We start from the raw sequence: 20,595 nt of genomic DNA, 5'->3' as shown, positions 1-20,595 counted from the left end.
TCCATTTCCCCGCACTCAGGAACAACGATATGACCCAAGCCCAGACTGCCGCAGTGCAACCCGACGCAATCCCGGTGGCCGCTCCGGCCGCGCAGCGCTGGCGCGTCGCCGACGTCGTCGCGCTGTTCGAGCTGCCGTTCAACGACCTGATGTTCCGCGCGCAGCAGGTGCACCGCGAGCACTTCGACGCGAACGCGGTGCAGCTGTCGACGCTGCTGTCGATCAAGACGGGCGGCTGCGAGGAGGATTGCGGCTACTGCTCGCAGTCGTCGCATCACGACACGGGCCTGAAGGCCGAGAAGCTGATGGACGTCGACGCGGTGCTCGACGCGGCGCGCGCCGCGAAGGCGAACGGCGCGAGCCGCTTCTGCATGGGCGCCGCGTGGCGCAACCCGAAGGAACGTCACATGCCGGCGCTGACCGAGATGGTGCGCGGCGTGAAGGAGATGGGGCTCGAGACCTGCATGACGCTCGGCATGCTCGAGGACGAGCAGGCGAAGGAGCTCGCCGACGCGGGCCTCGACTACTACAACCACAACCTCGACACGTCGCCGGAGTTCTACGGCCAGATCATCTCGACGCGCACCTACCAGGATCGCCTCGACACGCTCGACCGCGTGCGCGACGCGGGCATCAACGTGTGCTGCGGCGGCATCATCGGGATGGGCGAGTCGCGCCGCGAGCGTGCGGGCCTGATCACGCAGCTCGCGAACCTGAACCCGTATCCGGATTCGGTGCCGATCAACAACCTGGTCGCGATCGAGGGCACGCCGCTCGAAGGCACCGCGGCGCTCGACCCGTTCGAGTTCGTCCGCACGATCGCGGTCGCGCGGATCACGATGCCGAAGGCCGTGGTGCGGCTGTCGGCCGGCCGCGAGCAGCTCGACGACGGGCTGCAGGCGATGTGCTTCCTCGCGGGCGCGAACTCGATGTTCTACGGCGACCAGCTGCTGACCACCAGCAACCCGCAGACCCAGCGCGATCGCGCGCTGTTCGAGCGCCTCGGGATTCGCGCGAGCCAGGCGGACGCGCTCGGCACGGACGCTTAATGGACGCATAAGCGGCGAGCGCCGCGCAATGCGGAAGCCGGGGCATGCCCCGGCTTTTTTTCGTTCAGCGCGCGGCTTTCTCGCTCCCGTCCAGCACCGCGCGCACCTTCGCGACGAGCCGCTCGTCGACGGGCGCGAGCACCTCGCCGCGCGGGCGCACGCCCGAGCCGAAATGCACCGCGCGCACGCCGGTCGTTCTGACGAAGTCGCCGACCGCGTCGGCGGTCAGCCCCGAGCCGGCCAGCACCGTGCACGACGTGCCCTCGGCGCGCCGCACCATCCGCGCGATCGTCGCGGCCGCGTCGAGCACCGACGGATGGCCGCCCGAGGTCAGCACCGACGTGACGGCCGGCACGCGCAGCAGCGCGTCGAATGCGGCGTTGAGGTCGCGCGCGACGTCGAACGCGCGATGGAACGTGAGCGCGCGGCCGTCGGCGGCGCCGGCGATGCGCGCGAGCGCGCCGAGATCGATGTCGCCGCGCGCGTCGAGCGCGCCGAACACGACGCCGTTCGCACCGGCCGCCACCGCCGCGCGCACGTCGCGCTCGATCACCCGGAGATCGTCGGCGTCGTAGACGAACGACCGGCTGTGCGGCCGCACGATCACGTTGACGGGAATCGGCACCGCGGCGACGACGGCCTCGATCAGGCCGACGCTCGGCGTCAGCCCGCCCTCGCCGATCGCGGTGACGAGTTCGAGACGGTCGGCGCCCGCGCGGGCGGCGACCTTCGCATCGCCGACGGTCGTGGCGATCACTTCGAGCAGGACGGAAGAGGCAGCGGTTCGGATCATCGGCGGCTCGCGAATCGGTATGACGATTCGTGCATCCTAGCCGAGCGGCGCGACCGCCGCCAGTTCACCGGGCATGCCGCTCGGCAGCGCGTGCGCGGGCGGCCGCCAGGCAAACTGCCGTCGGAACGGGACGCGCGTGACACCGGGACGACGCGTCACGGAACGGCCCGCGCGGAGCGCAACGCCCTACCCTGCGACGGCCCCGTCATCCCCCCAGTCGAGATCCCCGCACAGCACGCGCAGCGCGTCGCCCACGCGGATCGCGACCGACAGCGTCACGCACGGCTGCGCCTCGTTGATCGACAGGTACGGCCGCGTCACCTGCACGCGGCCCGGCTCGGCAATCGCCGTGCGAAAGTACGGCCGGCGCAGCCAGTTCGCGCCCTGCGCGTCCGCGAGCGGCAGAAAGCGCGTCTCGCGGGTTGCGCGATCGGCGCGCAGCACGACGTTGCGGCCCGCCTGCCGGCCTTGCGCGTCGAGCAGGAAGCAGCGCGCCGCGCCGTCGAGCGCGAGGAAATTCCAGCACACCTCGTCGAGCGGCTCGCCGGCCGCCAGGCGCTCGGCCGCGCGCTCGAACGCGCGCAGGTACGGCGCGAGCCGCTGCGCCTCGCGCCGCTCGCGTGCGTCGGTCTGCAGGCGAAAGCGCTCGGTCAGCTCGCCGATGCACGCGGTCGCGGCCGCGCTGTCGGGCAACCCCGGCGCCGGCCGGCCGAAGAAATAGCCCTGCACGAAATCGGCCTCGCACGACAGCGCGATCTGCGCTTCGTGCTCGGTCTCGATCCCTTCGACCAGCACCAGCTTGCCGGCCTCGTGCAGCAGCGTGACGAGACCGTGCAGGATCGCGGTGAGCCCGGTGCGGTGCGCCGCGTGCGACAGCATGATGCGGTCGAGCTTCACGATGTCCGGATTCAGCTGCCAGATCCGCTCGAGGTTCGAATGGCCCGCGCCGAAATCGTCGAGCGCGAGCAGGAAGCCCTGCGCGCGGAATTCCCGCATCGCGTCGGCAAGCCGCTCGAGGTCGTCCGCGCGCTGCTCGAGCACTTCGAGCACGATGCGGCGCGGCGGCATCCCGAGGCGCTTCAGGTTCGCGAGCAGCGCCGCGGCCTGGAACGGATCGGTCAGCACGCCCGGATGCACGTTCAGGAACAGCCATTCGCGCTCCGCGCCGAGCAGCGCGAAGTTCTCGAGATGCAGCGCCTGCGCGAGCCGGTCGAGCTGCAGCAGCTCGCCGTGACGCGCCGCGTCGCCGAACACGTCGAGCGGCGACACCGGCCGGTCGAGCGTGTCGTGCGCGCGCAGCAGCGCTTCATAGCCCACCGCCCGCTGGTGCGACAGGCTGAAAATCGGCTGGAACACGCTCGTGAGCGTCAGGTCGTGATGCTGCGTCGCAAGACGCTCGAAGCCGGACGTCACCTCCCGCTCGAAGCGGTACGGCGACGCGGCCGGACGCTCCTGTTGCACGATCGTCATACCCCCTTCCTCCTGATGCTGGCGAACGCGGCGGCGGGCGAACTGGACGGCGCGTGAGATGTCCTGCGAGTTGTCATGAATGATGGGCCCTCGGATTGCCGGTTGTTGTCGCTTGTCGGCAAGCATCAAGCAAGCTTCGTGCGCACGCCGTGCCGGCCCGCCGCGCATGCCCGCGCGAGCGGCGCACCGCCGTGGCGCATGCGGGACGCACCATTTCGGTGCGCACGCACCGGCGCACTCGAACGCAGCCGTCCGGGCGGCACGCTACACTCCGTACGACCGTTTCATACCCCGCTTTCGACGTATCGATGGAAATTGTCTTCACCGTCCTGGTCCTGCTGCTCACCGTCGCACTGTCCGGTGCGCTCACGCGCATGCTGCCGTTGCGGCTGCCATTGCCGCTGATGCAGATCGCGTTCGGCGCGATCCTCGCGTGGCCGAAATTCAACCTGCACGTCACGTTCGACCCCGAAATCTTCATGCTGCTGTTCATTCCGCCGCTGCTGTTCGCGGACGGCTGGCGGATTCCGAAACGCGAGCTGTACCTGCAGCGCCGCGCGATCCTGATGCTCGCGTTCGGGCTCGTGTTCATGACGGTACTCGCAGTGGGCTACTTCGCGCATTGGCTGATTCCCGAGTTGCCGCTGCCGATCGCGTTCGCGCTTGCCGCGGTGCTGTCGCCGACCGACGCGGTCGCGCTGTCGGGCATCGCGGGCAAGGGCCGGATCCCGCCGCAGCTGATGCACATCCTCGAGGGCGAGGCGCTGATGAACGACGCGTCGGGCCTCGTCGCGCTGAAGTTCGCGGTCGCCGCCGCGCTGACCGGCATGTTCTCGCTGCGCGACGCGTCGGTCACGTTCGTAATCGTCGCGGCCGGCGGGCTCGCGACGGGCGCGGCCGTGTCGTGGACCTTCAGCGCGCTGTCGACGCGCTTCCTGAACGCCGAGCAGGAAGGCGACCCGGCGCCCGGGATCGTGATGACGCTGCTCGTGCCGTTCGCCGCGTACCTGATCGCCGAGCACCTCGACCTGTCGGGCGTGCTGGCGGCCGTCGCGGCCGGGATGATGATGAACTACACGAGCTTCTCCCGCAAAAGCACGGTCGCGTCGCGCGTGCGCGCGGAAAGCACGTGGGCGATGATCGAGTTCGTGTTCAACGGCATGGTGTTCATCATGCTCGGCCTGCAGCTGCCGCACATCATCGGCCGCGCGCTCGTCGACGCGCATCACACGAGCGACGCGCTCGTCGGCCGGATGATCCTCAACGTGCTCGCGATGATGCTCGCGCTCTACGCGATCCGCTTCATGTGGGTCTGGCTGCTGCGCTGGATCGCGAGCCGCCGCGCGGCGCGCCAGGGCCTCACCGGCACGATGGCCGGGCTGCGCACGATCGCGGTGATGACGGTCGGCGGCGTGCGCGGCGCGGTGACGCTCGCCGGCGTGCTGTCGATTCCGGTCGCGCTCGCCGACGGCACGCCGCTGCCCGGCCGCGACACCGCGATCTTCGTCGCGTCGGCGGTGATCCTCGGTTCGCTGGTCTTTGCCGTGATCGGGCTGCCGCTGCTGCTGCGCGGCGTGCGCTCGACGCGCAACCCGCTCGCCGAGGAAGAGCGCGCCGCGCGCTCGGCCGCCGCGCAGGCGGCGATCCGCGCGATCGACTCCGCGCACGGCGCGATCGCGGTCGATCTCGACGAATCGGGCTCCGCGCGCTGCGCGGACGTCGCCGCGCGGGTGATGGACCTGTATCGGCGGCGCCTGGCCGCGCTGTCGGACGGCGGCCCCGCGCCGCGCGCCGAAGCCAAGCAAGCCGAGACGATGGAGCTGCAGATGAAGATCGCGGCCGTGCGCGCGGAGCGCTCGATGCTGTACCGGATGCGCGGCGAGCACCGGATTTCGGACGAAACGCTCGCGAAACTGCTACGCGAAATCGACCTGTCGGAGACGGCGCTGTCGACGCGGAAGAAAGGGCTGATCTGATCGAATCGCGGGGCCGCCCCAAGCAAAACGGCGACGCCGCAGCGTCGCCGTTTTGCCGTCCGCCGTACCGCGCGCCGCGTTACTTCGCGACGACGACCGGAATCCCCTTCAGCGTTCCCGCGCCCTTCACTTCGTCGAGCGCATGCCGCACGTGCGCGCTCGTCGCCGCGTCGATGCCGAGCTGCAGCGCAAGCTCGCGCTCCGCGCGCTTCACGCCGGCGAGATTGCGCAGCTTCACGTGGCCGAAGCCGCGCACGCGGGCGTGCAGGTCGGCCAGCTGCGCGACCTGCGCCGCGTTGTCCGCGGTCATCGCCGCGAGCGCGCGGGTCAGCGTCGTCTCGTAGTCGTCGGCGAGCGCGCGCTCCATCTTCCGCTCGACGGTGCGGCCGAACGGATCGAGCCACGTGCCGCGCAGGCTGCGCACGCGCGCGAGCACGCCGAGCACCGGCCACATCCACTGGCCGAACACGCGCTTCTTCGGCAGGCTGCCGTCGCTGCCCGCCTTCGCGACCGTCGGCGGCGCCAGGTTGAACTTCACGCGATAGTCCTGCCCCGGCACGCCTTCGAACTGCGCTTCGAGCGCCGTGCGGAACGCGCCGTCCGCGTACAGCCGTGCGACTTCGTATTCGTCCTTCACCGCGAGCAGGCGGTAGAACGTCGTCGCGACCGCGCGCGTGAGCGCATCGTCGTCCTTGGCACGCGCGGCATTCACGAGCGCGCGATAGCGCTCGACGTAGCGCGCGCCGCCGTACGCGTCGAGACGCGCTTCGCGATCCGCGATCAGCTCGGCAAGCGTCTCGGGCGCGGCGGGCGCCGCCACCGCATGCCGCGCGTTCCACAGCGCGTCGAGCCCGGCCGGGTCCCCCGCCGCCATCCGGCCGACCGCGAACGCGAGCTTGTTCATCGGCACCGCGACATTGTTCAGCTCGATCGCGCGCATCATCGCCGCGAGCGACACCGGCACGAGGCCGAGCTGCCACGCGTAGCCGAGCATCAGGATGTTCGCGCCGATCGAATCGCCGAGGAATTTCGCGGCGAGCGCCTGCGCGTCGCAGCTCGACAGGAAGCCGTCGCCGGCCGCGTGGCGCATCTTCTCGAGCAGCGCGTCCGCGTGCAGGTTCGCGTCCGGGTTCTGCACGAACGACGCGTTCGGAATCCGGTGCGTGTTGACGACGATCCGCGAACGCCCGTGACGCACCGTCTGCAGCGCATCCGCGCTCGCGCCGACGACCATGTCGCAGGCAAGCAGCACGTCGGCCTGCTGCGTGTCGATGCGCACCTGGTTCAGCCACCGGTCGCTCGACGCGATCCGCACGAACGACAGCACCGAGCCGCCCTTCTGCGCGAAGCCCATGAAGTCGAGCACCGACGCGCTCTTGCCTTCGAGGTGCGCGGCCATGCTGACCAGCGCGCCGACCGTCACGACGCCCGTGCCGCCGACGCCCGTCACGAGCATGTCGTACGGCGCCGCGTCGAGATGCGTCGCCGGCACCGGCAGCGCATCGACGCGCGCGGCGAGCGCCGCCTCGTCAAACGCCGCGCCCGCGGCCTTCTTCAGCGCCGCGCCTTCGACCGTCACGAAGCTCGGGCAGAAGCCGTTCACGCACGAGAAATCCTTGTTGCACGACGACTGGTCGATGCGGCGCTTGCGGCCGAGCGGCGTCTCGAGCGGCTCGACCGACAGGCAGTTCGACTGCACGCCGCAGTCGCCGCAGCCTTCGCACACCGCGTCGTTGATGAACAGGCGCTTGTCCGGGTCGGGGAATTCGCCCTTCTTGCGGCGGCGGCGCTTCTCGGCCGCGCAGGTCTGGTCGTAGATGAGCACGGTGACGCCCGGCGTCTCGCGCAGCTCGCGCTGCACCGCGTCGAGCTCGCTGCGGTGGTGGAACGTCGTGCCCTTCGGGAACAGCCCGTGATGGCCGTCGTACTTCTCGGGCTCGTCCGACACGACGACGAAGCGCGACACGCCTTCCGCCTCGACCTGCCGCGCGATCTGCGGCACCGAGATGCTGCCGTCGACCGGCTGGCCGCCCGTCATCGCGACCGCGTCGTTGTAGAGGATCTTGTACGTGATGTTCGCCTTCGCGGCGACCGCCTGGCGAATCGCGAGAATCCCCGAGTGGAAGTAGGTGCCGTCGCCGAGGTTCTGGAACACGTGCTTCGTGTTGGTGAACATCGCGTGCGCGGCCCAGTCGACGCCCTCGCCGCCCATCTGGATCAGCCCGGTCGTGTCGCGGTCCATCCACGACGCCATGAAGTGGCAGCCGATGCCGGCCTGCGCGATCGAGCCTTCCGGCACCTTCGTCGACGTGTTGTGCGGGCAGCCCGAGCAGAAGTACGGCGTGCGCTTCACCGCGTCCGCCTCGTTCGACAGGATCTGCGGCGCGACCAGATCGACGACGCGCTCGCGGCGGTCGAGCGCCGGCTTGTGGCGCGCGAGCCAGCTGGCGAACACCGGCAGGATCCGCGACGGGCGCAGCTCGCCGAGCTCGGACAGCAGGCACGCGCCTTCGGCGTCGTGCTTGCCGAGCACGCGCGGGCGCGCGCCGTCCGCGCGGTTGTACAGGTAGTCCTTGATCTGCTGCTCGATCACCGGCCCCTTCTCTTCGATGACGAGCACTTCGGCGAGGCCGTCGATGAAGGTCTCGATGCGCGTCATCTCGAGCGGGTACGACAGGCCGACCTTGTAGATGCGCACGCCGGCCGCGTCGAGATCGGCGACGGTCAGGTCGAGGCGGCGCAGCGCTTCCATCAGGTCGAGGTGCGCCTTGCCGCAGGTGACGATGCCGACGTTCGCCTGCGCGCTCGGCGCGATCCACTTGTCGATGCTGTTCGCGCGCGCGAAATGGCGCACCGCGTCGAGCTTCGCGGCGAGACGCGCCTCGATCGTCAGGCTCGGCAGGTCGGGCCAGCGGTTGTGCAGGCCGCTCGGCGGCGGCGTGAAGCCTTGCGGCGCGGGCCAGTGCGTCTGCAGTGCGTCGAGGTCGACGGTCGAGCCCGATTCGACCGTTTCCGAGATCGCCTTGAAGCCGACCCACGCGCCCGAGTAGCGCGACAGCGCCCAGCCGTACAGCCCGAATTCGAGCATGTCGGCGATGTTCGACGGATTCACGACCGGCATGTGCCACGCGATCATCGCGAAGTCGCTCTGATGCGGCATCGACGACGACACGCAGCCGTGATCGTCGCCCGCGACGACCAGCACGCCGCCGTGCGGCGACGAGCCGTACGCGTTGCCGTGCTTCAGCGCGTCGCCCGCGCGATCGACGCCCGGGCCCTTGCCGTACCACATCGCATAGACGCCGTCGACGGTGCGCTCCGGATCGGCCTCGACGCGCTGCGTGCCGAGCACCGCGGTACCGCCGAGCTCCTCGTTGATCGCGGGCAGGAAGCGCACGCCGCCGCCGTCGAGCAGTTTCTTCGCCTTCCAGAGCTGCTGGTCGACCATGCCGAGCGGCGAGCCGCGGTAGCCGCTGACGAAGCCGGCCGTGTTCAGCCCCTGCGCGGCGTCGGCCGCGCGCTGCATCAGCAGCAGGCGCACCAGCGCCTGCGTGCCGGTCAGGAAGATCCGGCCGCGCGTCGCGGTCAGGTTGTCGGTCAGACGGTAGTCGGATAGGGCGGGCGTGCCGTCGATGGGCAAGCGGGCGGTCATGGGGACGTCTCCTGATTTATGCAGATTTCTGCTGTTCTTGGCGGCCGCGGCGGCGCGTCGGGCGACGCTGTGCCGGCGGCAGCGGAATGGCTCTATTTTTTCGCGCGGAAAGAAGAATGTTTTTTCTCATCTTGCTCGGATGGCCGTCTGACGAGAAAAACTACGCAGCATTTATGCGGGATTTGAGAGAGTTTTCGCGTGCGGGGGATGCGTGGCGGATCGGGTGGGGCTGTGGCGCGGGCGTGCCTGGTCGTGGAAGCAGCGTGTTGTCGGGATAGCCGCTCGCGGGATGGCGGCCGGCGCTCGCGCGCCGCGCGACGGGGGCCGGCCGGGTGGAGGCGCGCGTCCTCACCGTTGGATTGCACAGCGTTTCGATTTGCACTGGGAGGCGGATATCCACAACGGAAATGCGGCTCGACGTGCCTGAGCAGGGGTTCACGCTCACCTTTGAAATGCACAGGGATTCGAGTTGTTTCGGCGATCCGCGCAACGCATTTGATCGGGTGCTTATGCTCACCTGTAGAATCCACAGCCTTTCGAGTTGCGTCGGGGGGCGGATATCCATATCCGGGCTGGCGACGCGTTCGATCGGGGCTCATCCCTCACCGTTAGAATTCACAGCCTTGCGAGTCGACTTGGAGGCCGGATATCCACATCGGAACTGGCGAAGTGTTCGACCGAGAACTCACTCTCACCGTTAAAATCCACAGCCTTGCGAGTGGTTCCGGATGCCGGATATCCACATCGGAGCTGGCGAAACGTTCGACCGAGGACTCACCCTCACCGTTAGAATTCACAGCCTTGCGAGTCGTCTCGGGGCCGGATATCCACATCGGAGCTGGCGAAACGTTCGACCGAGGGATCAGCCTCACCGTTAGAATTCACAGCCTTGCGAGTCGCCTCGGGGCCGGATATCCACATCGGAGCTGGCGAAACGTTCGATCGAGGGATCACCCTCACCATTGAAATCCACAGCGTTTCGAGTGGTTCCGGAGGCCGGATATCCACATCGGAGCTGGCGAAGTGTTCGATCGAGGACTCACCCTCACCGTTAGAATTCACAGCCTTGCGAGTCGCCTCGGGGCCGGATATCCACACCGGAGCTGGCGAAACGTTCGATCGAGGGATCAGCCTCACCGTTAGAATTCACAGCCTTGCGAGTCGCCTCGGGGACCGGATATCCACACCGGAGTTGGCGAAACGTTCGACCGAGGGATCACTCTCACCATTGAAATCCACAGCGTTTCGAGTCGCCTCAAAGGTCGGATATCCACATCGGCGCTGGCGATGCGTTTGATCGAGGGGTCACTCTCACCGTTAAAATCCACAGCCTTGCGAGTGGCCTCGGAGACCGGATATCCACATCTCAGCCGGCGACGCGTTCGATCGTGGGCTCACCCTCACCGTTAAAATCCACAGCGTTTCGAGTTACCTCGGGTGTTGGTTATCCACATCGATTCTGGCGACGCGTTCGATCAGGCTCTCACGCTCACCTTTGAAATGCACAGGGCTTCGAGTTATTTCGGACTGGGGATATCCACAATGCGCGGCGGCGTGACGAGCTGCGTCCGCTCGGTCGGCTCGGCGCGTTCATCTGCGCGAGACGGTCTAGCGCCGCCCGCACGGCCCGGCGCATATTCGCCCACGGGCAACACCTTCACCTTGCGGATACACAGCATTTTGAGTGGCTCCGTGGGGCGGTTGTCCACATCCGTCCTGAACGCACAACGTCGCACAAACTCACGCTCCTGTCCTGCCCGTTGGCCTCATCAAGCGCGCGCCGCTCATACAAGTACAAGTGCCGCCGCTCCGTTTCAGCGCGTCGTTCGCGCTTGCGGGTCGTCGACCACCTCCCGACAAGCTGCCGGAATACACAAAATTATTAACTAGTTATCCAATAACTAGTTATCCACATTTCCCTTGGTCTACCATGCACCATCGACGGCTCTCGATGTTCGTGTCTACCGCCGCCCCCTAGCCGGGCGTCCCTAGTCGGCCACCCCTGTCCGAACTTCCCCTGCTCGGGTACGCTTGACCGTCAACCGACAACGACATTCGGAGCACGCGATGAAGCTCTACTACTGGCCGAAGACCCGGGCGTTCCGGGCGCTGTGGATGCTCGAGGAAATCGGCGTCGTCTACGAGCTCGTGCCGATCGACTTGCGCTCGCACGAGCAGGGCAGCGACGCGTTCATCCAGGTCAATCCGATGGCCAAGCTGCCCGCGCTCGACGACGGCACTGCGCCGCCGTTCGCCGAATCGGGCGCCGTGCTGCTCTATCTCGCCGACCGCTGCCCGGGCGCCGGGCTCGGCATCGCGCCCGACGATCCGCTACGCGGCCGCTTCCTGCAGTGGCTGTTCTTCACGCCGACCTGCCTCGAACCGGCGATGGCGGAAAAATTCACCGGCGCGTCGGGCAACCCGGTCGCGTTCGGCTGGGGCAACATGGCGCGTGTGCAGCGCGCGCTCGCGCAGACGCTGGCGCAAAGCCCATGGCTCGTCGGTGAGCACTTCACCGCGGCCGACCTGCTGCTCGCGAGCACGCTGAAGATCGCGTTCGACGCGCACCTGCTGCCGCACGAAGGCGTGCTCGGCGATTACGTCGCGCGCGCGGAAGACCGCGACGGCTTCCGCCGCGCGGTCGCGATCGAACAACGCGAAGCGGCGCGGCTGCTGCATCCCTGACGCGAACGGGCGCTACGTCGACGACGCGGCCGGGCCGGGCGCGCGTGCTTCGCGGGACACGACGGTCGCGCCGGGCGTGCCGCCGTCCGCGTCCGTGTCCGCGTCGATCGGCACGATTTCGTGGAAATGCGTGTAGTCGATGTGCGTGATGCCGCCTTCCTCATGCATCAGGTCGACGTAGCGATGAAACCAGCGGATCTCGTCGTGCTCCCATGAGTGGCGGGCCTGCATCACCTGCGAGGTCGTCTCGTCCGAGCCCTCGATCGTGATCAGCAGCGACGCGTCGCGGGCCGCGAGCGACTCGGCCGACTCGCCGAACAGCGGGCTCGACTCGTCGATCACGTGCATCAGGTTCCAGCCGAGCAGGAAGATCGGGTGCTCGCTGCGCACGAGCGGCAGGTCGTGGATCTTGCGCAGCGTATAGCCCTCGTGCGAGTCTTCGACGCGCATCAGCCGCAGCTTCGCGCGCGCCTCGGCGATCACGTTCTGGCGTGCGTTCGCAACCCGCACCATCACCGTCATCCGGCCGTTCAGCGGCCGCACGATCGCGTAGCGTGCGAACAGGATCTTCGCGCGCGGCCGCGAGAAACGGGCGAACACGAGCCCGGTGGCCAGCGCGATCCCCGACATCCCGACGAAAATTTCGAGCGTCGCGACGACGTGCGCGTAGACGGTCTGCGGATGCATGTCGCCGTAGCCGACGGTCGCGAGCGTCTCGACGCTGAAGAAGAACGCGCCGCCGAAGCCGGCCGGCGACTGGTTCGCGATCGGCGTGCTGCCGAGCATGTACAGCGTCGCGAAGCCGCTGTTGATGAGCAGGAACAGCACCGCGAGCGACAGGAAGAACACGGGCCAGCTCACCGTCAGCGCGCGGTGGTACAGGTCGCGCCAGCCGAGCGGCGGCATCCCGTACGCGATCACGTGGCGGGTGCCCGACCAGATCTTGCGGCCGCGGCCGCGAGGGGGAGAAGCAAAAGGATCGACGTTCATCGCGCGGCGCCGCAGACGGGGAGGCGACGAGCGTAGCACGCGGGCCTTGGAAGCGGAAATGCGCGGCGCAGCCGGGCCGGATATGGCGCCGGATAGCGCCTAATATGAATGCAGCCTCGGCGCGCGTGCGTCCCCCCGGCCGGGTGAACGGTTGCGCTATCCACAGACAGATCGGCTAACCCGGGAGTCGACATGGCCGCCCCACTCGATCCACACCGCCGCCACCTGATCCAGGCCGCCGCCGCGGGCGGCCTGCTGGCCGTCGGCAGCAGCTGGCTGCGCCGCGCACACGCCGCCGACGCGGTCTCGCTACCGTTCGAGAACGGGCTGCGCGAGCTGACGCGCGCCTTTCCGCAAAAGGGCGAGATGCTGCTCGTGCGCACCCGCCCGCCGCTGCTGGAGACGCCGTTCTCCGTGTTCGACGACGGCGTGTTCACGCCGAACGACCGCTTCTTCGTGCGCTGGCACCTGGCCGGCATCCCGACGCGGATCGACGCCGGCGCGTTCCGGCTCGCGGTGCACGGGCTCGTCGAGCGGCCGCTGGCGCTGAGCCTGCGCGAGCTCGCGCGGGACTTTCCGCATGTCGAGGTCGCCGCCGTCAATCAGTGCGCCGGCAATTCGCGCGGCTTCTTCAAGCCGCGCGTGGCCGGCGGCGAATGGGGCAACGGCGCGATGGGCAACGCACGCTGGAGCGGCGTGCGGCTGAAGGACATCCTCGACCGGGCGGGCGTGAAGGCGGGCGCGGTCCAGGTCCGCTTCAACGGCCTCGACACGGGCGTGCTGCCCGCCACGCCGGCCTACGTGAAGGCGCTCGACGTCGATCGCGCGCGCGACGGCGAAGTGATCGTCGCGTTCGCGATGAACGGGCAGCCGCTGCCGCTGCTCAACGGATTCCCGGTGCGTCTCGTCGTGCCCGGCTGGTATTCGACGTACTGGGTGAAGATGCTGCACGACATCGAGGTCATCGACCACCGCGACGACAACTTCTGGATGGCGAAGGCCTACCGGATCCCCGACACCCCGCACGCGAGCATCCAGCCCGGGCAGGCCGGCGTTGCGACCGTACCGATCAGCCGGATGGTGCCGCGCTCGTTCATCACCAACCTCGCCGACGGCAGCGTGATCGCATTGGATCGCGTGCAGACGGTCCGGGGCATCGCGTTCGGCGGCGACACGGGCGTGCGCAAGGTGCTGTTCTCGCCCGACGGCGGCGCGTCCTGGGCGGCGGCGCGGCTCGGGAAGGACTACGGCAAATACAGTTTCCGCCGCTGGGAAGCACAGTTCACGCCGCAGCGCGCCGGACAAGCGGTGCTGCGGGTCAAGGCGGTCAACGCCGACGGCGTCGAGCAGCCCGACGCGCCGAACTGGAACCCGGCCGGCTACATGCGCAACGTGGTCGAAACGACGAACGTGGTCGTCGCGTGAGGAGCCGATCATGACGAAGACTTGTGCCGCGCTCCTGCTCGCCGCGGCGACGTGCGCGACAAGCGTCGCGATGGCGGAAGCGACCGGGCCGGCGCGCGCCGCGGCGGCGCGGAACATCGAGGCTCGCACGGTCGAGGTCCAGATGCCCGGCGATACGCGGAAGTTTCCGCCCGGCCCGGGCGCCGATCTCGCGAACCTGCACTGCCTCGCCTGCCATTCGGTCGGCATGGTGACGCGCCAGCCGCCGCTGTCGTTCGACGAGTGGAAGGCGGAAGTCGTCAAGATGCGCGCGGTGTATGGCGCGCCGCTGCCGCCCGAGGCGATCGACGACCTCGCCCGCTACCTGACCGCGATCAACGGCAAGCCGTGATGCGGCGCGCTCGCGTGGCGCGCCGCGTCAGGCCTCAGGCCGCCGTCATTTCCGGTCGACGATCACCCGGTCGAACGTACCGCCGTCGGCGAAATGCGTCTTCTGCGCGTTCGCCCAGCTGCCGAAGACCTGCTCGACGCTGAACGTCTTCAGCGGCTTGAACTCGGCCGCATGCTTCTTCAGCACGTTCGGATCGCGCGGGCGCAGATGGTGCTGCGCGATGATCTCCTGCGCGTCCGGCGTGTACAGGTAGTCGAGATACGCCTGCGCGACCTTGCGCGTGCCCTTCTTGTCGACCACCTTGTCGACGAGCGCGACCGGCGGCTCCGCGAGGATGCTGGCCGACGGATACACCGCGTCGAACTGCGCGCCCGACGCGCCGGTGTCCATCAGCGCGACCTCGTTCTCGAACGTGACGAGCACGTCGCCGATGCCGCGCTGCGTGAACGTCGTCGTCGCGCCCCGGCCGCCCGAATCGAGCACCGGCACGTTGCGGAAGATCGCCTTCTCGAAGTCGAGCGCCTGCTGGTCGGTCGCGCCCTTCTGCTTCTGGTAGCCCCATGCGGCGAGATACGCATAGCGGCCGTTGCCGGACGTCTTCGGGTTCGCGATGATCACCTGCACGCCCGGCTTCGCGAGATCGCTCCAGTCCTTGATCCCCTTCGGGTTGCCCTTGCGCACGAGGAACACCATCGTCGTCGAGTACGGCGAGCTGGCGTCCGGGAAGCGCGCGCGCCAGTCCTTCGGCAGCAGCTGGCCGCGCTCGGCGAGCAGGTCGATGTCGTTCGGCTGGTTCATCGTCACGACGTCGGCCTGCAGGCCCTGCAGCACCGACAGCGCCTGCGCGCTCGACGCGCCGTGCGACTGCTTGATCGCAACCGTCTCGCCGGTCTTCTGCTTGTAGGCGGCGGCAAAGCCCGCGTTGATGTCCTTGTACAGCTCGCGCGTCACGTCGTACGACACGTTCAGCAGCGACGTGTCCGCATGCGCGGCCGCCGTCGAGACGACGAGCGCCGCTGCGGCGACACCCTTCAGCAGCCGGCTGCCGATTCCGTTCGTGTATCCCATCGTTGAATGCCCCGCTTCCAGTGGTTGATGCGTGCCGGCGCGCGCACGCGCCGTCATCGAAACGTAAGCGGGCATTCTAGCGGCGGGCCGCGCGGCGCCTTCCAATCAGTCGTGGAAAGCAAAGCAGAATTCCGGATAAGCGACCGCGACCGCTCGCGCACGCGCCGGATGTGATGCTAAGATCGCCGCTCAGCCCTTTTCACGGTCCATCCATGTCCGCTGCCCTGCACCCGCATCCGATCCTTGCCGCCGTCGCGGCAGGCGCGCGCGCGGCCGGGCTGAAACTGAAAAAACGACTCCTCGACTGACGGGGACGTCGCGTCCCGTCAGGCGAATGCCGGACGGGATGCCCGCAGGTTGTTTCTTTCTCCTCGCTCGCAAGCCTCGCTCCGGCACCCCGTCGGCGGAACGGTTCACTCCCACTTCCGTTTTCACCATGAGGCTTTGCATGCAAACACGTTTCGAAGGTATCTGGCTGCCGCTGATCACGCCGTTTCACCACGGCGAAGTCGACCATGCGGCGCTCGCGCGGCTCGCGCGCCGCTACGCGGCCGCCGGCGTCGCCGGGTTCGTCGCGGGCGCGACGACGGGCGAAGGCGTGCTGCTCGACGCGCGCGAGCAGGATGCCGTGTTCGCGACGCTGCGCGACGCCGCGCCGGGCCTGCCGATCGTCGTCGGTCTGACCGCGAGCGCGACGCAGTTCGCCGCGGCCCGCGCGCGCGAGCTTGCGGCGCTGGGTCCCGACGGCCTGCTCGTGACGCCGCCCGTCTACGTGCGGCCGACGCAGGACGGCATCCGGCGGCACTTCGAAGCGGTCGTCGAAGCCGCCGACCGGCCGGTGCTCGTCTACAACATTCCGTACCGCACCGGCGTGAACGTCGAGCTGGAGACGCTGCAGGCGCTCGCGCGCGACACCCGCGTCGCGGGCGTCAAGGAGTGCGGCGGCACCATCGAGCGGATGACGCGTCTCGTGCACGAGACGCCGCTCGCGATCCTGTCCGGCGACGACAGCCAGAACTTCGCGGCGCTGTGCGCGGGCGCGCACGGCACGATCGCGAGCAGCGCGCACGTGCTGACCGAGTGGCACGTGCGCATCTTCGGGCTGCTGCGCGACGGACGGCTCGCCGACGCGCGGCGCCTCGCGGTCGCGCTGCAGCCGCTCGTCGCGGCGCTGTTCGCGGAGCCGAATCCGGCGCCCGTGAAGGCGCTGCTGGCCGCGCAGGGCTGGTGCGAGGATGGGTTGAGGCTGCCGTTCGTGCCGGCGAGCGACGCGCTGCGGGCGCGGCTGGTCGAACTGCATGCGGCGCTGGAAGCCTCCACGCCGGCTGTTGCGGCAGCGTAGGATTTCGCTCCCGAAATTGTTTCAAACCGTCAGGATTGGGGGCGAGCCGTACTGCGCGAGGTCGCCGTCGGCGGTGACGAGCAGCAGCGGTTCGCACCACGCCTGCGCGACGAGCAGCCGGTCGAACGGGTCGCGATGATAATGGGGCAGGTTGCGCACGGCCGCGCCGTGCGCGGCCCGAACCGGTAGTTCTTGGTACTTGCTCGTCTTGATCGCATCGACCAGCCCTTCCACGTCGACGTCCAGCTTTCCCTTTCCAGCCTTGATCGCCACTTCCCAGATGCTCGCGCTGCTGATGAACACTTCATCGGCGACGGAGATCAGCCTGCGCGCGCGAATGCTCAGTTTCGGATCATCGGCCAACATCCAGAGAAAGATGTGCGTATCGAACAGCAATCGCATTACTTCCCTTCGAACGCATCAAGCAGGTCGTCGGGAAGCGGCGCATCAAAGTCGTCGGCGATCCATATCTGCCCCTTGAGGAGGCCGTACTGGTGGATGGGCTTGAGAGGCACGAGCCGAACCGAGGGCTTGCCGTCCTGCGAGATCACGACGTCCTCGCCGGCGATCGCGGCATCGACGAGCCGCGACAGATCGAGCGCGGCGTCGTGGAGGTTTGCGTTCTGCATGATGGGCTCCATTGAGTGACCACCATTGTCGCGGGATTCGACAAGTCGCTCCAGTCGGCCGAACGGGCAACCGAAGGCATGCTTGCTGACCAGGATCAGACCGCGAACCCCGCAACCGGCGTTTCCGTCGCCCCGCTCACCGCCTGCGTCATGATCCGCGCGAGCCGATCGACGGTCGGCGTCGCTGACGACGCGCGCCGCAGCAACATCAGCGGCACGCTCGGCAATTCGGGCAGGCCGAGCGGCGCGGCGTCGATCAGCCGCACCGACGCCGGCAGCCCGTAATGCGAGCGCACCGTCAGCCCGAGGCCCGCCGAAGCGGCGGCCCACAGGCCCGCGAGACTCGGCGTCGTGAACGCGACGCGCCACGGCACGCCCGCACGATCGAGCGCGGCCGTCGCCGCGCCGAAGAATCGGCATGGCCGGTCGAACACGACGAGCGGCAGCGGTTCGTCCACCACGCGAACGGACGGCTCGCCCGCGTCACCGTCTCCCGCCGCGCCTGAGCCGGCCGCACCTGAGCCGGCCGCGCCTGAGCCGGCCGCGCCGATCCACCGCATCGGCACGCGCGCGATCTCCTCGCTGTCGATGCCCGTGCGCGCGACGAACGCCGCCGACGCAGGATCGCCCCACACCAGCGCGAGATCGAGCTGGTTCGCGTCGAGCCGTTCGAGCAACTCCGCGTTATGCGCGACGCGCGCCTCGATCCGCACCTTCGGATGCGCGCGCGCGAAACGGCCCAGCACGCCGGGCAGGATCGCTTCGCCGAAATCCTCCTGCAGGCCGATCCGCACCCAGCCGTCGAGACTCACGCCGCGCACCGCGGCGGCAGCCTCGTCGTTCAGCTCGATCATGCGCCGCGCGTAGCGCAGCATCGCGTCGCCGGCATCGGTCAGCGCAAGCCCGCGCCCCGATTTGACGAACAGCGGCGTGCCCGCCTGCTCCTCGAGCTTGCGGATCTGCGCGCTCACCGCCGACGACGAGCGCGCGACCCGGTCGGCCGCCTTCGCGAAGCTGCCGAGATCCATCCCGGCGACGAGACTGCGCAGCGCCGCGATGTCGAAGTTGGGTTGGGTCGCGGCGGATCGCGACGCATCGCTTTCAGACATGCCAATCATCCCGTTTTATCGAACGATTCATCAAAAACTTTCCGATTTTCAGGATGAATGTACGGCGCGAGACTGTGTGCGTCAACAGCCACTTCCCCGTTCTCCGTCATGGATACTTGCGCCACCCTCGCCTCCTCGTCGCCGGCACGCCACGCGCACGGCCCGGCCCATCGCTGGCGCGTGCTCGCGGCCGGCGTCGCCGCCAACATGAGCTTTTCCGCCGCCGCGGCCGGCATCCCGACCACCGCCGTCTGGATGCGCGCCGACTACCGGCTCGACAACGGCGCGCTCGGCGTCGTGCTCGGCGCGCTCGGCCTCGGCGTCGCGCTGTCCGAGCTGCCGTGGGGCATCGCCGCCGACCGCTTCGGCGACCGGCGCATGCTGCTGTCCGGGCTGGTCGCGACCGCCGCGATGCTCGCGCTGATGGCGTTCGCGATCGCGCCGTCCGCGCAGGCGGTGCCGCCGCTGATGCGCGTCGCCGCCGCGATGTTCGCCGTCGGGCTGCTCGGCGGCAGCGTCAACGGCTCGAGCGGCCGCGCGGTGATGCGCTGGTTCGGCGAACGCGAGCGCGGGCTCGCGATGAGCATCCGCCAGACCGCGGTGCCGCTCGGCGGCGGCGTCGGCGCGGCGCTGCTGCCGTCGCTCGCGTCGCACGTCGGCTTCGCCGCCGTGTACGGTGCGCTCGCGCTGCTGTGCGCGGTGTCGGCCGTGCTCACGTGGCGCTGGCTGCACGAACCGCCGGAGCGCATCACGACCGGCGCTGCACACGCCGGCGCGCAGCCCGCGCCGCACGCACGCAGCCCGCTCGCGAGCGGCCCGGTGTGGCGGATCGTGCTCGGCATCGGCCTGCTGTGCGCGCCGCAGTTCGCGGTGCTCACGTTCGCGACCGTGTTCCTGCACGATGTCATCCGGCTCGGGCTCGCCGGCATCAGCACGGCGATGGTCACGCTGCAGGCCGGCGCGATGGCGATGCGCGTGTGGAGCGGACGCCATACGGACCGGCACGGCAACCGGCGCGCGTATCTGCGCGGTTCGGTGCTCGTCGCGGTGGCGTCGTTCGCGCTGCTCGCGGCCGCGACCGCCGCATCCGCACACCTGCCGCCCGCCGCGATCGTCGCGCTGCTGGTGTTCGCGGGCGTCTGCGTGTCCGCGTGGCACGGCGTCGCGTATACCGAGCTCGCGACGCTCGCCGGCGCGAATCAGGCCGGCACCGCGCTCGGGATGGCGAACACCTGCGTGTACCTGGGCCTGTTCGCGACGCCGCTCGCGATCCCGCCGCTGCTCGCGCACGCGTCGTGGAGCGTCGTCTGGCTCGCGACGGCCGCGTGCGCGTTGGCGACTTGGCCGCTGTTTCCGCGGCCCGCCGCCCGGGTCCGCTCACGCTGACCGGAGCCCCTCGGCCGACAGCGCGCGCTGCGCCGCGGGCCGCGCGGCGACACGCTGCGCATGGGCGCTCCACGCCGCGTGCCGGGTCATGTCGAGCCCGATCGCCGCACCCCAGTGATACAGCACGAGCAGGAACGGATCGACGATCGAATGGCCGCCCGGCTCCGCCCACTCGCGCCCGTCGGCCAGGCTCGCCTCGATCGTCGCGTTCGCCGCGTCGATCACGCCGCGCCCATGCGCGCTGATCGCGCCGTGCACCGCAGGGTCGTCGACGAAGCGGCCCGGCCGCCACAGCGCGCCGTAGCCGACGCCATGCACCCAGCCGACGAGCCACGCGAGCCATTCGTGGCAGCGCGCCTCACGCAGCGGATCGTCGAGCGGCAACAGGTGCGCGTCGGGATGACGGCGCGCGAGATACGCGAGGATCGCGGGCGTTTCGGTGAGCACGCGCGGCTCGCCCGGAATCGCGAGCGCGGGCACGCGCGCCTTCGGATTGATCGCGAGATAGCGGTCGCTGTAGTTGTCGCGCTCGCGCACGGAGATGACTTCCGTGTCGAACGGCGCGCCGGTTTCCGCGAGCGCGATGTGCGAGGCGAGCGAACAGGCGCCCGGCGAATAGTAGAGACGATATGCATTCATGTTGACGGTGCC

16 protein-coding genes are annotated in these 20,595 nt (G+C 69.1%); 7 read left to right on the top strand and 9 right to left on the bottom strand.

The window, feature by feature from the left end:
* Positions 1-29: 29 nt before the first annotated feature.
* Positions 30-1,049, top strand: coding sequence for a biotin synthase BioB (gene bioB, locus HWX31_RS12230; RefSeq protein WP_059650633.1), 1,020 nt, complete (start codon positions 30-32; stop codon positions 1,047-1,049).
* A gap of 64 nt (positions 1,050-1,113) precedes the next feature.
* Here the strand turns inward: bioB and HWX31_RS12225 are convergent, their stop codons facing one another.
* Entirely contained in the window at positions 1,114-1,842 is a 729-nt protein-coding gene (locus HWX31_RS12225) for a copper homeostasis protein CutC (protein WP_059613407.1), read from the bottom strand.
* 186 nt (positions 1,843-2,028) lie between these two features.
* The gene (locus HWX31_RS12220; RefSeq protein WP_174964143.1) at positions 2,029-3,312 is read right to left on the bottom strand and encodes a sensor domain-containing phosphodiesterase; all 1,284 of its coding nucleotides are present in this window, start codon (positions 3,310-3,312) and stop codon (positions 2,029-2,031) included.
* 308 nt (positions 3,313-3,620) lie between these two features.
* Between HWX31_RS12220 and HWX31_RS12215 the strand changes: the two genes are divergently transcribed.
* On the top strand, positions 3,621-5,288 hold the full coding sequence (locus HWX31_RS12215) for a Na+/H+ antiporter (RefSeq protein WP_174964144.1): 1,668 nt from the start codon (positions 3,621-3,623) through the stop codon (positions 5,286-5,288).
* A gap of 79 nt (positions 5,289-5,367) precedes the next feature.
* Here HWX31_RS12215 and HWX31_RS12210 read toward each other — a convergent pair whose 3' ends face one another.
* Positions 5,368-8,940, bottom strand: a complete 3,573-nt coding sequence (locus tag HWX31_RS12210; RefSeq protein ID WP_174964145.1) for an indolepyruvate ferredoxin oxidoreductase family protein — start codon at positions 8,938-8,940, stop codon at positions 5,368-5,370.
* 2,067 nt (positions 8,941-11,007) lie between these two features.
* On the opposite strand from HWX31_RS12210, the gene HWX31_RS12205 reads away from it, so the two are divergent.
* Positions 11,008-11,625, top strand: a complete 618-nt coding sequence (locus HWX31_RS12205) for a glutathione S-transferase family protein (RefSeq protein WP_174964146.1) — start codon at positions 11,008-11,010, stop codon at positions 11,623-11,625.
* A gap of 12 nt (positions 11,626-11,637) precedes the next feature.
* Here HWX31_RS12205 and HWX31_RS12200 read toward each other — a convergent pair whose 3' ends face one another.
* Positions 11,638-12,615 (bottom strand): ion channel, encoded by a 978-nt coding sequence (locus HWX31_RS12200; protein ID WP_174964147.1) that lies wholly within the window; start codon positions 12,613-12,615, stop codon positions 11,638-11,640.
* Between the two features lie 192 nt (positions 12,616-12,807).
* Between HWX31_RS12200 and HWX31_RS12195 the strand changes: the two genes are divergently transcribed.
* Positions 12,808-14,040 carry a molybdopterin-dependent oxidoreductase gene (locus tag HWX31_RS12195; RefSeq protein ID WP_174964148.1) on the top strand — a complete coding sequence of 411 codons (1,233 nt, stop codon included), beginning with the start codon at positions 12,808-12,810 and terminating at the stop codon, positions 14,038-14,040.
* A gap of 10 nt (positions 14,041-14,050) precedes the next feature.
* Positions 14,051-14,410: a c-type cytochrome gene (locus tag HWX31_RS12190; protein WP_174964149.1), complete on the top strand. Its 360-nt coding sequence runs from the start codon at positions 14,051-14,053 to the stop codon at positions 14,408-14,410.
* Between the two features lie 45 nt (positions 14,411-14,455).
* Here HWX31_RS12190 and HWX31_RS12185 read toward each other — a convergent pair whose 3' ends face one another.
* Positions 14,456-15,478: a sulfate ABC transporter substrate-binding protein gene (locus tag HWX31_RS12185; protein WP_059760037.1), complete on the bottom strand. Its 1,023-nt coding sequence runs from the start codon at positions 15,476-15,478 to the stop codon at positions 14,456-14,458.
* 448 nt (positions 15,479-15,926) lie between these two features.
* Here HWX31_RS12185 and dapA point away from each other — a divergent pair, with 448 nt between their 5' ends.
* Positions 15,927-16,820, top strand: a complete 894-nt coding sequence (gene dapA, locus HWX31_RS12175) for a 4-hydroxy-tetrahydrodipicolinate synthase (protein ID WP_174964150.1) — start codon at positions 15,927-15,929, stop codon at positions 16,818-16,820.
* Between the two features lie 21 nt (positions 16,821-16,841).
* Here the strand turns inward: dapA and HWX31_RS12170 are convergent, their stop codons facing one another.
* The 3 genes from HWX31_RS12170 to HWX31_RS12160 all read right to left on the bottom strand — a co-directional run bounded on the left by HWX31_RS12170 (position 16,842) and on the right by HWX31_RS12160 (position 18,567).
* Entirely contained in the window at positions 16,842-17,222 is a 381-nt protein-coding gene (locus tag HWX31_RS12170; RefSeq protein WP_174964151.1) for a type II toxin-antitoxin system VapC family toxin, read from the bottom strand.
* Entirely contained in the window at positions 17,222-17,449 is a 228-nt protein-coding gene (locus tag HWX31_RS12165; protein WP_060302729.1) for a type II toxin-antitoxin system Phd/YefM family antitoxin, read from the bottom strand. The genes HWX31_RS12170 and HWX31_RS12165 overlap by 1 nt, the downstream gene beginning before the upstream one ends.
* A gap of 95 nt (positions 17,450-17,544) precedes the next feature.
* Positions 17,545-18,567, bottom strand: coding sequence for a LysR substrate-binding domain-containing protein (locus tag HWX31_RS12160; protein WP_415493100.1), 1,023 nt, complete (start codon positions 18,565-18,567; stop codon positions 17,545-17,547).
* A gap of 99 nt (positions 18,568-18,666) precedes the next feature.
* Here HWX31_RS12160 and HWX31_RS12155 point away from each other — a divergent pair, with 99 nt between their 5' ends.
* A complete protein-coding gene (locus HWX31_RS12155; protein WP_174964153.1) occupies positions 18,667-19,944 on the top strand; it encodes an MFS transporter in 1,278 nt (425 codons plus the stop codon).
* Here the strand turns inward: HWX31_RS12155 and HWX31_RS12150 are convergent.
* A complete protein-coding gene (locus tag HWX31_RS12150) occupies positions 19,936-20,583 on the bottom strand; it encodes a glutathione S-transferase family protein (protein WP_174964154.1) in 648 nt (215 codons plus the stop codon). The genes HWX31_RS12155 and HWX31_RS12150 overlap by 9 nt on opposite strands.
* Positions 20,584-20,595 lie beyond the last annotated feature (12 nt).

Origin of the sequence: Burkholderia ubonensis (assembly GCF_902833085.1) — a bacterium.
GTDB lineage: Bacteria > Pseudomonadota > Gammaproteobacteria > Burkholderiales > Burkholderiaceae > Burkholderia > Burkholderia ubonensis.
This window is presented reverse-complemented; position numbering and strand designations above follow the sequence as displayed.